Origin of the sequence: Cryobacterium sp. SO2 (assembly GCF_026151165.2) — a bacterium.
Classification (GTDB): domain Bacteria; phylum Actinomycetota; class Actinomycetes; order Actinomycetales; family Microbacteriaceae; genus Cryobacterium.
The window spans coordinates 1,455,607-1,470,321 of the sequence record NZ_CP117849.1; the positions used below are offsets into that span (position 1 = coordinate 1,455,607).

8 protein-coding genes and 1 pseudogene are annotated in these 14,715 nt (G+C 61.1%); 3 read left to right on the top strand and 6 right to left on the bottom strand.

Annotated elements, in window-relative coordinates; all coding sequences use genetic code 11:
- Nucleotide 1: 1 nt before the first annotated feature.
- Nucleotides 2-727, bottom strand: coding sequence for a hypothetical protein (locus tag BJQ94_RS06635; protein WP_265399822.1), 726 nt, complete (start codon nucleotides 725-727; stop codon nucleotides 2-4).
- Nucleotides 728-897: 170 nt separating this feature from the next.
- Complete coding sequence (locus BJQ94_RS06640; RefSeq protein WP_265399823.1) at nucleotides 898-1,200, bottom strand: hypothetical protein; 303 nt, start codon at nucleotides 1,198-1,200, stop codon at nucleotides 898-900.
- A gap of 759 nt (nucleotides 1,201-1,959) precedes the next feature.
- On the opposite strand from BJQ94_RS06640, the gene BJQ94_RS06645 reads away from it, so the two are divergent.
- Nucleotides 1,960-4,764, top strand: coding sequence for a hypothetical protein (locus BJQ94_RS06645; protein ID WP_265399824.1), 2,805 nt, complete (start codon nucleotides 1,960-1,962; stop codon nucleotides 4,762-4,764).
- A gap of 92 nt (nucleotides 4,765-4,856) precedes the next feature.
- Nucleotides 4,857-5,804: a hypothetical protein gene (locus tag BJQ94_RS06650; protein ID WP_265399825.1), complete on the top strand. Its 948-nt coding sequence runs from the start codon at nucleotides 4,857-4,859 to the stop codon at nucleotides 5,802-5,804.
- Between the two features lie 1,169 nt (nucleotides 5,805-6,973).
- Here BJQ94_RS06650 and BJQ94_RS06655 read toward each other — a convergent pair.
- Nucleotides 6,974-7,558 (bottom strand): hypothetical protein, encoded by a 585-nt coding sequence (locus tag BJQ94_RS06655; protein ID WP_265399826.1) that lies wholly within the window; start codon nucleotides 7,556-7,558, stop codon nucleotides 6,974-6,976.
- Nucleotides 7,559-7,681: 123 nt separating this feature from the next.
- Nucleotides 7,682-8,251: a dihydrofolate reductase family protein gene (locus BJQ94_RS06660; protein ID WP_265399827.1), complete on the bottom strand. Its 570-nt coding sequence runs from the start codon at nucleotides 8,249-8,251 to the stop codon at nucleotides 7,682-7,684.
- Between the two features lie 1,203 nt (nucleotides 8,252-9,454).
- On the opposite strand from BJQ94_RS06660, the gene BJQ94_RS06665 reads away from it, so the two are divergent.
- Nucleotides 9,455-10,345, top strand: a complete 891-nt coding sequence (locus BJQ94_RS06665; protein WP_265399828.1) for a DPP IV N-terminal domain-containing protein — start codon at nucleotides 9,455-9,457, stop codon at nucleotides 10,343-10,345.
- Nucleotides 10,346-10,765: 420 nt separating this feature from the next.
- Here BJQ94_RS06665 and BJQ94_RS06670 read toward each other — a convergent pair whose 3' ends face one another.
- Nucleotides 10,766-12,364, bottom strand: a complete 1,599-nt coding sequence (locus BJQ94_RS06670) for an MFS transporter (protein ID WP_265399829.1) — start codon at nucleotides 12,362-12,364, stop codon at nucleotides 10,766-10,768.
- A 442-nt stretch (nucleotides 12,365-12,806) separates the two neighbouring features.
- Nucleotides 12,807-14,707: pseudogene (locus BJQ94_RS06675) on the bottom strand (ABC transporter ATP-binding protein).
- Nucleotides 14,708-14,715: the final 8 nt, after the last annotated feature.

Consider the following 14,715-nt stretch of genomic DNA (forward strand, 5'->3'; position numbering starts at 1 on the left):
TTCAAAAGAAGTAGATGATCTCGTCTAGGTACTCGTCAAAGTAGCTCGACGAACGCGGCGGCAGCGTGATAGTGGCGGGTCCGGCGTTGATTTTCTCCAAACCGAACCTGCCTTGAACCAGAAGTCGAACGACGAGGACGCTTATGCCGACAACGACGGGAACTGCCATGTAGATCGCGGCGGTCCGCAGCCACATCGGTAGCGGTTCGAGCGCTAGCCCGAGGTTCGGAAGGACGGAAACGTCGAGCCCCGAGGCGATCAGGAGAATCAGGGCGCCCAGCCCAGAAGCGAGAGAAATGGTTAGCTCTCGCAGCCATCTGAAGCGTGCGATACGGCGGAATCGAGATTCAGGAGCTGACGACGGGCGCTGCTGATAAAGCAGCTGCTTGACGATTTCTTTCTGAATTCGGTTGGTCGTCGTGGCGGCCGCTGGATTGTTATCGACGCCGGCAGCCGACGGCTCCGGTTTCGCGCCCAGCGTCAGTAGTGACAGCTCAATAACGCGACCCGAGAACTGGCGACTGACCTCGCGGAGAATGCTGCTTTTCCCAGTTCCATATGTCCCGGCCAAGGCGATATTTCGGACTTCAGGCTGCTTCTCGATCGCGCGCTTCAAGATCTCTACATACACGCCGTGCTGGAGAGGCTGGTATTCAGGCGCGAGTGTATGCAGCTTTGGGGCGTTGATAGGCGTCGACTGCGCGCTGTCACTTAGAGCCGGCATCATCGAATCCTCCCCAGGGGATCGTTGCACTCACGTATTCGCCAGCTGGCCTCGACCCGAGGTCAGTCTATGGGAGCCGCAATGCCGTGATTGAGTGACGAGATCAGGTGGGAACAGACCGCGTAGAAGGCCGCAATTCCGACCATGATTACCAACGTGCGGTCTTGGACTAATCACGCCGGAACTTCCACCTCGCGAGAAGCCACTTCGAGGCGCTCGACGTCAGCAATCAATTCGGCAGCTGATTGATAGCGCGCCGTAACGTCGTGATCCGCGCACTTTTGAATAATGCGTCCGATTTCATCAGTTCCAGTCTTCAGCGATTCTTGCCCATTGAAGATATAGGAGAGGATCCATCCCATCGAATGAACTTCGTTGATCGTCCCATAGTCCCTAAAACTCGTTAGCTGAGGATCACGGATTGACCCGCGCATTTCGGTCTGGGAATTAGTGAAGTTCGATGACTCAATTTTCACCAGCCATTGCTTGAGATCTGACCTGATACAAGTTATCAAAGCAGAGGATTGCTGATGTGAGCGAACTAGCCCAGTTGCTGAAATTGACGGACCATGAGTATGAGGGCTGGTGAGGAAGCATTCTGCAAGGCACGGCCGATTCCTTCAGACCAGCTGAGTATTTGACGCTCTGAGCACCACCCAACCGTGCGGTTCAGCACCGCCGATCGAGTGGGAGAGCACCACGAGTTGCATGATTCAGCGCCACTGGCCCACCGAGCGCCTCAATGTGGGGCTCTCGCCCAGGGGTGGGATTTATGCATGATGGGCGCATGGGGCGGAAAGAGCTAGGCGATGTCAGCAAGCGGATCGGTCTGGTCCGCTGGTCCTACGAGGGTGAGGCCAAGTTGCCGGAGATAGTGGTGGGCATTGCTGTCAACACGCAAGCGGGATCTGGCACCTCGATTCGTATGGGCAGACTCATGCGCTGAATAAGTCGGACTGGACTATGTACCGGCCCTCACGCACCCCGCCGACCAAGTCCTGGGACCTCGTGAATACGGCCCACAATCGCGACGGCGAGTCGAGGTTGACCAAGCACACGCCCCTCGTCGGAGCGGTGCCCAGGTTCTCAAGTGACCGTTTCAATAGCGGATCCTCGAACGTGACACGCATGCTTGCCAACTTTGCGGTAGGAGGATTAGCGCATCAAATTGACCAAATCAGTATTGGACGCGGAAAAAACAGGGTGCCTAGCCATGATGCCTGTAGGTTACGTTTGTGGACGACTGGAAAGAAGAACTGAGGCGCGTCGGCGAGTTGAATCGCAATGCGAAGCCAGCAGAGGCAGAACGGGTCCTCGTGCGGGTGTTGACACAAGCCTCGCCCTACGATCTGAGTCTGCTGAACGCTCCCATTGATCGTCTATTACTCGACTTCTTTCCAAAGCGGCGCGCTCGCATTGAGGCAGTGCGTCAGACCTCCGACTTGATTCATTTGCCCGCTATTGCCCCGAGTTCGGATTCGTCCTCGCTGGCCACCACTCCGATAGCGGATCGGACAACGCCCGATGTGCAAGCCGAACTCGGGGAAATCGCGTCCCTGATTCGCGAAGTTCGACTCGACCTCGCCGAGAACCGAGCACGCGCCCTAGTCCAAGAACTCGCGTTAGAGGACCTCGTCCAAAACGATGCGGCCATTGACGAACTGATTTCCGGGTTCTTGCCGAAGCGCCAACGAGCACTCCGTGCAGCGGTGGACCTGCGGACGAATGCGAGTGATTCCGCCGCCGTCGAGCTCGAAGCGAAGCCCGCCGAAAGCGATGCTCCAGGAGTCCCACGTGTCGTGGAGGTAGAACTTCCGCGCATCACCCCTTCGGTCATAAATAGAGGGCAACAGTCTCTGGCCGCGCCAGTCCAGCCGTCGAGGGTTCCGCACGGGGGAGCGACCATATACCAAAGTAGGACGGCGGTGACCCGCGAGAGATTCCAGTCAGACTTGGCTGAACTCGGTCGCTTTCACATCTTTCAATGGGCGACCTATTATCGCGACACTCTCGCCGATTACTTCGATGTGTTCTTGGATGAGCTAATCGCGACGGAGTCGTCGGAAGCACTAGACATCGTCCGCTCATGTCTGAGTAGCCATGCACGGGAGATTTTTCGAAAGGGATTCCTCCACGTCCGGGGTTCGGCAGCCGACGATCGGAGTTACGCGATCACCAAATCTCTCGCGGGCCTCCAGCGGTTCCTAGATCTGCCGCTGGAGTTTTACTCGTCCACACTTCAGGCGAGACAAGTCGAAAACCCGAAGGCGTTGCGAACACTATGCTCAGCCATGATTTGCGGAATCCTTCAGGGGTACGCTGCAGCCGACTTTGACGCGCCGGGCGGCCAGCTACTGCCGCGTTTCCCGAGATCGTGGGCTCATACGCTCCCGTTCCTCACCACTGCGGATCTCGAGGAACTCACGCCAGCTCTGGAAGCCGGCGACTTTGTCGAGGGGATCTATGACTCCGTGAGACCCGTCACGGCCGCGCTCGACCAGTTCATCGAAAGCGAACCCGGCTCGGCGCCGCTGCCCGCATTGTCGCAGTACCTTTACTCGACGCGGCGACTAGATGTCTCACTGAGCTTGCCACCCGACCAAGGCTCGAGAACCTTCGATCTGCAGTGCTATATGTCCGCGCAGTTTGTCTCGGCGGATCTCCTCGAGGAGGCTACAGCCCGCGCCGTTCATATTGTCGTCGCGCCGCTTAGGTCGGATCTGCGCGCCCGAGTGGAGAGCGTCGAGCGCTGGTCCTCACGAGTCGTGCCGGTTACGGGCCTTACTGAGATCGACCCCTCGCGACGACTGCTCGCACGCCTCCAAGACCTTGTGCATGAGACTCGAAGCGATCGTCTCGATCGCCCCATCACGTTTAACTGGGTTCAAACCTTTCCGCTGGAGAACCCATCACTAATCAAATACAACCACGTGTACCGGTCCAGTGTTCGACGGCTGATGCAGTCTCATGAGCGTCGAAACGGAGTTCGCCTGTGGTGCAGTGTGCGAAGGAGCGGGAAGACGACGGCGTGCACGACGGATCTTGGATCGACGACGGGCGGCTCAATACTAGTTGCCCAGACGTGCGAGTCAACCGGCCAGCTGACCGACGGTGATGTGTTCTATAGCGAGGTGAGACGGGCTTTAGATGAAGGGCGCCGCCTCCCCGAAGACTTTGTCGAGAACGCGGTGAGTAAATGCATACCTTCCGAGACCACGTCCGACACCAGGGTTGTCCTGGTGCTCGATGAGTACGAGACGCTGTTCGGGGATCTACGGAGCTCCCTTCGTCCTCGCCCCGAGCTTCGGTACTCGGTGGTGCAACCTCTTCTGAATCAGCTCGTAGCATTCGCACGCGATAACTTGCTGGTGCTCATGGGTCAGCAGCCGAACGCCCACTTTATCCTTCTCGATCAAAACCAGCTGAGCCCGATCGTGGAGCAGGACTCATTCCCTCTCTTCCCACACGACGAGTCGATGCCTGTAACCGGCGAATTTTATGAACTGCTAGCCAAGGTGATGACGGCACATGTTGAGCTCGAGCCCGAGTTTGTAAACGCGGTGTACCGGGAGACCAGTGGACACCCCTTTCTGACGGTCAAGTTGATGCTCACATTCATGGACTGGCTGATCGAAAAAAAGAGACTGATGTCCGATCTGACGCCAATTCGGTCCGAGCTCCTCTTTGAGTGCCTCGCGGAAGAGTTGCAGCCGCGGCGGATAGCCCGAAATCGGCACTTCGAGTTCTTCCGGTACGCCGCTGCCGAGCACCTATCAGCGGACGGGCGCAGACTCGAACCGTGGCTAAATGCCGCCTACACCTCCCTACGGTTGATCGGGCTGTCGTCACCCGATTCAATGTCGATATCCTTCGGCGACCTATCGCAGGCGCTCGCTCGCAACGCAGACGACATCGCGCCTCATGACCTACTCGCGACAGCATCTCGGGCGAACTTTCTCACGACTGGAGCCGACGATGACCAAATCAAGCCTCGAATTCCCCTTCTCGCTCGAATCTCTGCAGCTGCGACTCAGCGTTGAGCCCGTCATTGAGTGATCCGGACCCCCAATCGGTCGCCGACCACGTTCTCCGCACAAGCTCGGCGCTCCCAGCGCCGATGAACGCGTATTGGTTGAGCGTATCCGGCCCACGCGATGAATACGCAGAGGCGCTCAAGGCGCTTCTGCTCGGCTCCGACACGACGGTCGTGGTGGTTCGCTCCGGCGGCTTCGACAACCCCAACTCGCTCATGCAAGACCTGGCGCGCCTAATTGACAGCCATCGGGATCATCTGGCGGCCTTCTTCTCGCAGCGCCCCGCAATCCCGGGGCGTATCGGTTTGGTGCTCCTCGCCCGTTCTGAGCTTCGAATCCCGCAATCTTCTTCGCCGGTCATCTGGCCCGAGTGGGTGCCAGGTGTGGGAGGCCGAGAGATCTCCTGTTTTATCCAGGACATCACGCGCTCCGTTGACGTAGCACTCGATTCCTCGGAGCTTGGACTCGAACGGCTCTCCCGTTCGATCTATGACCTCGAGTGGGCATTGGCTCGGCGGCTAAAGACCATAAACAAGGTGCGACCGCACGCTCAGACGATCATGTGGGACATGATTCGTGGAAACCAGGACCACGCCGGTATGGACGGTTTTCTTGAGTCGGTCACACGAGCGCTCTCTAGCGAAGGAACGGTTGAGTCCTACCGTCCGACTGGCCGCGGCGCCCGAAGTCTATGCGGTCGACTTTGGGTTCGAATGCAAATGAGGGAACCGCGCGCGGTGGCGCCACTTGCCAAAGCCGTAGCGACGGCGCTTGGGCTTGAAGATCTCGAGATCGATACCCCTCCAAGCCAGACGCTCTTCTCGGTTCTTTCGCGTTCGGGTCCCTCGGCACAGGACGCGTCCCGGGGCGAGCAGTTTGCAAGAGACATTCTCGTCACGAATGCCAACGCGTGTCAGCTGATTACATGCGCGGCCCACGCTGGCGACTACGGGAGATATCCGCTTGGCCTTCTTCAAGGCGTTGCTGATGAGTTGCACCGTGGAATCACCGGCTTCGAGTCATTCATAAACACGCTTCCCCGTTGAGCGGCCTGCCACCCTCTACCAAGCCGACCACCAACTCGCCGCTTGACAAAACATAGAGGCACCCCCCCCGACGGGGATGGCGTCGGTTTTGGCAGCGTGGAACGCTGCGACGCGGATTCTAGATAGGAATCTCATCAACTGAACCCAGACGATCCCGCCGAGGAAACAATCGATTCACAGGCGCAGTTCATACAGAACACTTGCCCGCAAGCCGGCCCCTCACCGGCCCTTCGGCCTTTGCTCGGTTCGACCGATGCGTGCCGTCTGGATTGAAAGCGGGCTCACAACGCTGAATGGAAGCAAAAAGCTGCTGTAGCCATGGAGGCAGCTGCGAAGACCAAGTTACCCCGGTCAACCGAGGCGGTACCGGTCTGATGATCCTGGTCACCGCGGCTGCCGTTGGCGAGCTCAGCGTCCCGTCATCCGGCTACTCGCTCTAGATCGCCATGCGGGGTGCGCAGATGCAAGCCCGCCCCTGCTGATTCCACCGTTTGAAAACGCCCATGCGGCACGATACGCGGGCACCGTTCCCGCGCGGGACGCGGCGTTCTTGAGCGCGCAGTCCCGCCCGCCAAGACGGAGATAAACCTCTCGGGAGATCGCCGCGTGCGTGAGACGGGGCACCACGTGCTCGGGCTGGTTGGGCTTTCGGCTTACGCTGACGAGCGAGAACATCGTACGCATGTTCGCCGCGAACATGGCTCCCGGGATTGGCGAGTGCAATTCGATCGTCCTGCGGGAATCGACGGCCGGCGGATATATGATTCCGCTCATGAGCGGCCAAGATATGACTATCGATTACACAAATCATCGGGGCGAGAGATTCACTCGAATAATACGACCCGAGCGAATCTGGTTTGGGTCGACGGACTGGCATGCTGGAGAGCAGTGGTTGCTAGAGGCCCACGACTATTCGCGCGGCGCTATGCGCACATTCGCACTCTCAGATGTTCACAGTTGGCGAGCACGCGAGGATACGGGCCAAAGCTGAGTTGTGATGTGCACAGAAGTCGCGAGGACAGTCTTGGATCTTTCGCTCTGAGTGGCACGGCGACATGCTCGGCCGGCTTCATCGCGCTCCGTGAAGCGGCAGTCGGCACTCCTTGACCCCTCTGTCCATCCATAGGTCGGCAGTTCGCGGCGGTGGATTCGGCGGTCCTGGGCCTCAGCTAGACCAAATCGCCGGCTCGTTTTGGTGCAGAATCTGAGCGCAACATCCATTCGACAGGGAAGATTCTCTGAAGGCCGGCGGCCGCTTCCCGTGATCGGTCAGCAAATTCGTTCGGATCCTTCACTTGGCGCATGGTGTGGCCCATCTGACGAGCGCCCCTCGGGCCGCTGTACATGTAAAACCCGCTGAGGGGGACCAAGCCGCCCCCTTCTGCCCCGAGCTTTATGACGCCATACCCGTAGAGCTGGACCTGTGGTGAAGAGAGATCATGGTTGGCGAAAATATAGTGAAACTCATTTCGTTCCTTGTCGATATAGCTAGCCGTTGTGTACCAGTGGCAATAGGGTCGACCATCGTTGTAATAGTTGGTGCCGTTGAAGTCGTAGCGCCGTTTCCAAAAGCGATACTTGATTTCTCCGACGCTAAACTGCCGGCCGTACCCCTTGGGTGTCCATTCGCCCCACGTTCCCTCTATTTTGACTTTGCCGCCCGAATTCCGTTCGAGACGTGATCGCAAGAACTCGAATGCAAAGTTTCCGGCGACCCCGAGGATCGCACCCGCGATGAGGAGAAGGATTTCCATATCGCAATGATGCATGAAGTGCTGCGCCGAAGTGATCTTTTCTACGCGCCGGTGCGCACCGGACGAAGATAATCAGTTTTGGCAACCGCATACTTCTACCCGATCTTGGCGGTCAGGAGCGCGTCAAGCCGTAACAGGCGCGGGGCGGTATCGTACGGCGACTGCCCCCGACCGGAACTGCTGGCGATCCACGAGTTCGAGTTGGATGCGTTCACGCAGACCGGCAAGCAACGTGGGCCCGTGTCCGGCAAGGACCGGTTGCACCAAGAACGCGTACTCGTCGATCAACCCCAGATCTGCCAAGGCAAGGGGGAACGTTACGCCACCGACCCACAGGCCCTCGCCTGGTTCCTGCTTGAGTTGCTGAACCGCTTGTGCCAAATCGCCTTGCACCAGCTCGGTATTCCAATCCACCTCGCTCAGCGTGCTCGACACGACGTACTTCTTCGCCCGGTTGATGGTTTCGGCGAACGGGAACTGCCATTCCTGCACCCAGTCAGGCCACGTGCCCGTGGCCGGCTTGTGCCACGCCGACGCCATCATCTCGTAGGCAACCCGACCGAAGAGCAGTGCATCAGCTCGCTCCAGCTGAGCGGTCCAGTAGCGCATCGACTCCTCGTCCGGGGGGAGTCCTGCTTCGTGGTGGCAGCAGCCGTCGAGCGTGACGTTGATCGAGTATCGGAGTGGTCTCATCTCGTTGCTCTCCTTTGATGGGCGCCCCACGTTAGCTGGACCATTCTCAGTCGATTGCCGGGTCCGTTTCTGATCGACATACTAAATCGCGCCCAGTGTATAGCGCCGTCCGTGATGCGAACCAGATCGCCGACCGATCGCAGGAACGAGCGCCATCACCGCCCGTGCTCGATCACTTGCGGCACCATCCGGAGAAGGGGATGGGAGGGCCCATTGGACCGCTAGAGGCGGTTCACAAGGCCATCATTTGCCCATCTAATTCATCTCTATTTGACCCAAAACGATGGGCTACAATCGGAGGCAGCGAACCGCCCGGTTCCCTGTAAACACAAGGGAATCCGCGGGTTTTCGGAGACATTCGGCAACGACTAAATTAAGGCCAGAACCTTCAGGGGGTCGCAGGTTCAAATCCTGTCAGCCCGACCAAAGGGCCGTTCGCGAAACTCTTCACGAAACTGGCCGGTCGGAACAAAAAGAAATCGCTCCTGAGGATCCTCAGGAGCGATTTTTGTTTGTGGGCGGCAGTCTTCCCGGTGTTGCTTTGGGATCCGGTGCAAAGTCTCACATCTTATGGATGTTTGGCGTTTTCGTGCGCGCCGTATTGACTCGGATGCGGGAGTTTTGCCCTCTCGGACGGTATCGGGTGCTTATTTAACGGCTAGGTCTTTAGCGGTGGGCCGCCGGTTTCGTCGGACACTGGCGTTCTTGGTTTGTCCGGTCGTAATACGCCGGCTGGGTAGGAGTCGGTGTATGTGTTGTGAAACTCGCGGTCGCGGCGGCGGATCGGCGGCAGCGCTGGCTGGCCGTTGATCAGTTCCGATAGCGCCTGCTTCCTCGCATCGGTCTGGGTGCCGTCGTTGGAGTGCCCTCCAGTCCAGACGTGTTGGGCGCTCTGCAGCCGAAGTCGACGGGGCGTTTTGTTTCAGCGGTTCTCGACAATCTGAAACCTCTCCGGTGAAGACGGGAATGTCTGGTTCTCCGGATGAGTGGTCGTGGGTGGTCGGCGCTTCTCTGCGCCATTTCAATGGGCATTGTGTGGCGCGTCATTCGGGCATAATCTGTCCGAAAATGTGAGGTCACATGCGCACCCGATTGTCGATATGTCTGCCTGCCGTCCTGCTCCTGGCCCTCGTGACGACTGGCTGCAGCCCGGCCAACCAGAGCGCTGAACCGTCGGCAACTACAACGGACGATTCTGCAGTCGTGCTCCCGGGAGAGGAGTGGATCGTCTACCAGTACGGCACTCCCTGCGGCTTGAGCCCGTCAGATCCCAGCACCATCTGTCTCGTCCGACCCGACGGCACCGGCCGCCACCCCTTACCCACATCAGAGACCGGTGAGGCCGTGCACCCCGACTGGTCACCCGATGGGTCCCGGCTGACCTACGTCATCCACAACGAGATCTGGGTCACAGACGTCGACGGCGGAAACCAGAAGGCGGTCGCCTCCTGCAGCCAAGATGATTGCCTGGCCTTGGACTACCCCGCCTGGTCTCCTGACGGATCTCGGATCGCTTTCACCCGGTACACTGGCCCTCCACTTGGCGGCGGCCCACCCAGCAGCTCCGCCATCGACATTGTCGATGTCGAGTCACGTGCGGTAACGACCGCCACGCAAACCGACCGCCTATCCCTTGTCGATCAGGCCCGCTGGTCCCCAACCGGCGACCAACTCGTCGTTCAACTCGAACAGTTCACGCCAGACGGCACCGAAACTGGAGCGGCCATCGCTATCGTTCCGACAGCTGGCGGGACGCCGACCCCGATCACGAACTTCGACCTCGTCGCGACTTACCCCGACTGGAACCCCCGAAGCGACAGCATCGTGTTCGCCTCACACGACGTCGACACAGAAGACGAACCGGTCCAGCTGTTCACCGTTAACGCCGACGGCTCAGGCCTGACACCCCTTGTCTTCGACGGCGCAGCCACGCAACGGTCGGTGCAACCCAGTTGGACACCCGACGGGCAACAAATCATCTTCGTCGAATGGGAAAACCGCGCCACCTCACTCATCAACCCCGACGGGACATCCCTGCAAACGTTGACAACATTCCGGGCCTCCCACCCCCGCCTCAGACCACTGACCGACTAACCAACGCCCGGAAGGCCTCGACAGACATCGGAGTCGGCATTGTCATTCTCGGCGACTTGCTTGCCGACACGGCCAATCACCGTCTCGAGTCCATCGGATTTGGGGTCTCCCTGAGCGTTGCTACGAAAACACGTGGTTAAAGGTATTTTCACGAGCTGACACGCAGAGTGGAGGAAGACCCGTAGGCCGCGGAAGAACATGCGTGCCGGGAGACCCTCGGATGCCAGTTCTGCGGAGTTTCGCAAACGGCCCAACATTTAGCCCCGGATTTACGCGGAAGCAGCGTAGTCCGGGGCTTTTCATTTCATGCCAGTCAGACCGGGTATGCAGGCAGTGCCCGGTCGGGGTGCAGAGTCCACGCGGCCGTCATGCTGAGGCCGGGGGGGCGGCCTGGCTCGTGCGCTCTGCACCCTGGGCCGGTCAGCTCCCGGTGGAGACGGGCGTGGCGGTCGGGGAGATCGTGTCCTCGGGCCAGGCCGACTCGTACGGGTGGCCGGTCAACTTCTCGACGACCACACGGGCCTCGGAGGTGACGTCGTCCTTGGAGCCGCCGGCCTCGAGGCGGTCGATCTCGGCGCGCAGGACTCCGTGGGTCTGCGGGTCGAGGTACATGAACCGTGAGATGACGAACGCGATAGCGATGAGGACGAGCGGCCCGACGATGACGACGAGTGCGATCATGTGCTGGGTGCCGGAGCTCTGCACGAGGGGGCAGGAGTCGCTGCACAAGGCGTCGAGCTGCACGCCGCCCTCGCTGCCGGGCTTGAGGAAGCCACTCAGGCCCAGGAGCCACGAGACGAGGAGGGTCGCAACGGCACCTGTCGACTTGCGGCCGAAGGTCATTACCGCGGCGTAGATTCCGGCGCGGTCCTGGCGGGTCATGATCCGGTCGACGTCGGGGATGAACGGGAAGACGTTCCACGGCGTGAACTCAAGAACGGATCGTCCGGCCTGATAGGCGAGGCCGACGATGACGAGCAGCATCATCGTCGAGGACGGCTGGAGGAGGTAGATCGCGCCGAGGGCGAGCAGGCAGGCGATGATCACGGAGTAGGACATGGCGAACAGGTAGCGCGGGCCCTTCCGGATCATGAGGAATGCGGCGAGCACCGTGGTCGGCAGCCCGATGATGGACAACGCCTGGAGGGTGAGGCCGAAAGACTCGCTGCCGTTCACGGCGTACACGACGAAGAACGTCAGCGCAGTGGCGAAGATGTCCTTGCCTGTAAAGGAGAAGAGATAGATCGCCAGGTGCTTGCGGAAGCTCGAGTTCTTGAACGTCGAGCCGAAGTCCTTGAGGTTGTCGGCAACAAGCTTGCCGACCGGCACCTTGGGCTGGGCGTCGAGCTCCGCGAGGAACTCCGGGGTGAGCTTGCGCTCCCAGGTGGTGAAGTACGTGGTGATGACGGCGCCGGCGAACAGCACGGAGAAAATGAGGCCGGTGATGAGGTAGGCGTGCGGGCTGTTCGTCTCCTTGATCTGGGCCGGGATGAAGAAGACGAGGAAGGTGCCCGTGGCCGACAGGAACATGCGGGTCGAGCTGAGCTTGGTCCGCAGCTTGTAGTCGTCCGTCATCTCAGTGGGCAGGGTCTCCCACGGGATGAGAATCATCGCCATGATCATCTCGACGGCCAGGTAGACGAGCAGGTAGTACCAGAAGCCCTGGTGCGAGATCCACAGCAGGGGGAAGACGACGAGGAGCAAAGGTGCGCCGATGAGCAGGAAGAAGTGGCGGCGGCCGAACTTTTTGCCTAGGCGGGTCCGATAGAAGTTGTCGGTCAGCGGGCCGATGATGAGGCTGACGACCGCGTCGACGATGCGGGCGATGAAGAGGATCGTGCCGGCTTGGACGGCGCTGACGTCCCCGTAGGTCGTGAAGAAGTACAGCATCAGGCCGCTGATGATGGTGTTCCAGCCGCCGCCCATGAGGTCCAGGACGCCGAAGCCAATGCTCCGGGCGAGCGTGATGGGTCGGGCCGTGTACACGCGCCGGGTCGATTTGTCCATGAGGGGGCTCACGTCATTGTGCCTTCTGTTTCAGGGTCCCAGGCTCGTTCCTGGAACGCTTGCACACTACCATACAAGTACACCAGCGGCAGATGCAGATCGGGCTGGGGCGTAGCCCGGTCGATGGGGCACCGCTTGGTCGCGCCTATCCCGCACACCAGAGGACGACTGACCCTGCGCCGCCCGGCAGCACGCATGAGACTGTGGCCCGGCGGCGGGCGGTTGCCGGGTACGACTTCACGTTCTCGATCCCGAGCACTTTCGGATTCGGTGCACTGATCTGTGCGGTGATCTTCTCAGTTGGGTATCAGGGCGTCCCGCCGGGCGCTTCGATGTGCCTGAGTGCGGGCGTCAGCCTGTTCTTCGTAGCGAGTGCGGCGGAGTCACTGCGCTACGGCGCACCCTTGCGGGATGTCGTGATCTGGGCGCGCCGGCGGGGCACCGAGCTCAGTGACTAGATCCCGCTCAGCGCTTCCTCATCGGCGGCAACATTCTTCTGCACGGCGAACTGGGTCCGGTGCAATTCCTCGTACCGCCCGCCCACAGCCAGCAGTTCCTCGTGCGTACCGCGCTCCACGATCGAGCCGTTCTCGACCACGAGGATCAGGTCCGCGTTGCGGATGGTGGAGAGGCGGTGTGCGATCACCATCGCCGTGCGCCCCTCGAGCGCCTCGCTCAGCGCCGCCTGCACGGCGGCCTCAGACGTCGAGTCCAACGCCGCCGTCGCCTCGTCGAGGATGACGACGCGCGGCTGGGCGAGCAGGAGCCTGGCGATGGTCATCCGCTGGCGCTCACCGCCGGACAGTCGGTAGCCACGCTCTCCGACCATGGTGTCCAGCTGGTCCGGCAGGGACCGGATGAGCGGCTCGAGCCGCGCACGGCGGACGGCGTCCCACACCTCATCGTCGGACGCCTCCGGCCTGGCGAGGCGCAGATTGGAGAGGATGGTCTCGTGGAACAGGTGGCCGTCTTGCGTCACCATGCCCAGGGTGTGCCGCATGGAGGCGAAAGTGACGTCGCGGACATCCGTGCCCGCGAGGCGCACGGCGCCGCTGTCGACGTCATACAGTCGCGAGAGGAGCTGCGCGATTGTGGACTTGCCGGCGCCGGACGAACCAACGAGGGCAACGGTCTGCCCGGTTCGATCCGGAAGGACACGCCGTGCAGCACCTCCTCGCCGCCGCGGGTGTCCAGCGTGGCAACCTCCTCGAGAGAGGCGAGCGACACCTTGTCGGCGGACGGGTAGGCGAAGCGTACGTTGTCGAACTCGACGGCCACTGGGCCATAGGGGACGGCGACGGCGTCGGGCTTCTCCTTGATGAGCGGGTCGAGGTCCAGCACCTCGAAGACGCGCTCGAAGCTGACCACCGCGCTCATGATCTCCACCCGGGCGTTTGCGAGGCCGGTGAGCGGCGCGTAGAGGCGGGTGAGGAGGAGCGCCAGGGTGACCACATCACCGGTGTTCAGCTGGCCGGCGAGTGCGAGGGTACCGCCGAGCCCGTACACGAGCGCGAGCGCGAGAGCGGAGACGAGCATAAGTGCGGTGAAGAAGACGAACTGCAGCATCGCGGACCGGACCCCGATGTCGCGGACGCGGGCGGCGCGGACGCGGAACTCCTCGGCCTCCTCGTCGGGCCGGCCGAACAGCTTGACGAGCGTGGCGCCGGGCGCCGAGAAGCGCTCGGTCATCTGTGTGCTCATGGCGGAGTTGTGGTCGGCGGCCTCGCGGCGCAGCGCGGCGAGGCGGCTGCCCATACGGCGCGCGGGGACCAGGAAGATGGGGAGCATGATCACGGCGAGAACCGTCACGAGCCAGGACGTGCTGAGCATGACGATCAGGGTGAGGATCAGCGCCACGAGGTTCGTGACCACGCCGGACAGCGTGCCACTGAAGGCCTGCTGAGCGCCGATCACATCGTTGTTGAGGCGGCTCACGAGGGCGCCCGTGCGCGTGCGGGTGAAGAACGCGATCGGCATCTTCTGCACGTGGTTGAAGACGGCGGTGCGGAGGTCGAGGATCACGCCTTCGCCGATCCGCGCCGAGTACCAGCGCGTCACGAGAGACACGCCGGCGTCGGCCACGGCTACGAGGGCGATGACGACGGCGAGCCACACGATCGTGCTGACCGCGCCCTGGGCGACGATAACGTCGACCACCTGGCCGGCGAGTACCGGCGTCGCGACCGCGAGGAAAGCTCCCACGGTGGAAAGGGTGATGAAGATCAGCAGCTTGGACCGGTAGGGCACCGCGAACGTCAGGATCCGCCGCACGGACTCACGGGAGAAGCCGTGCTTGCCGTCCCTGGCGCTCGAGATCTTGTACAGCGAGCTCCAGGCCGCGCCTTCCATGCTCATTGAGGTTC

Excerpts from the sequence above, each read along its gene's own strand:
- BJQ94_RS06660 (WP_265399827.1), bottom strand. The coding sequence starts at position 8,251 with ATGAGACCACTCCGATACTCGATCAACGTCACGCTCGACGGCTGCTGC.
- BJQ94_RS06635 (WP_265399822.1), bottom strand. The coding sequence starts at position 727 with ATGATGCCGGCTCTAAGTGACAGCGCGCAGTCGACGCCTATCAACGCC.
- BJQ94_RS06655 (WP_265399826.1), bottom strand. The coding sequence starts at position 7,558 with ATGGAAATCCTTCTCCTCATCGCGGGTGCGATCCTCGGGGTCGCCGGA.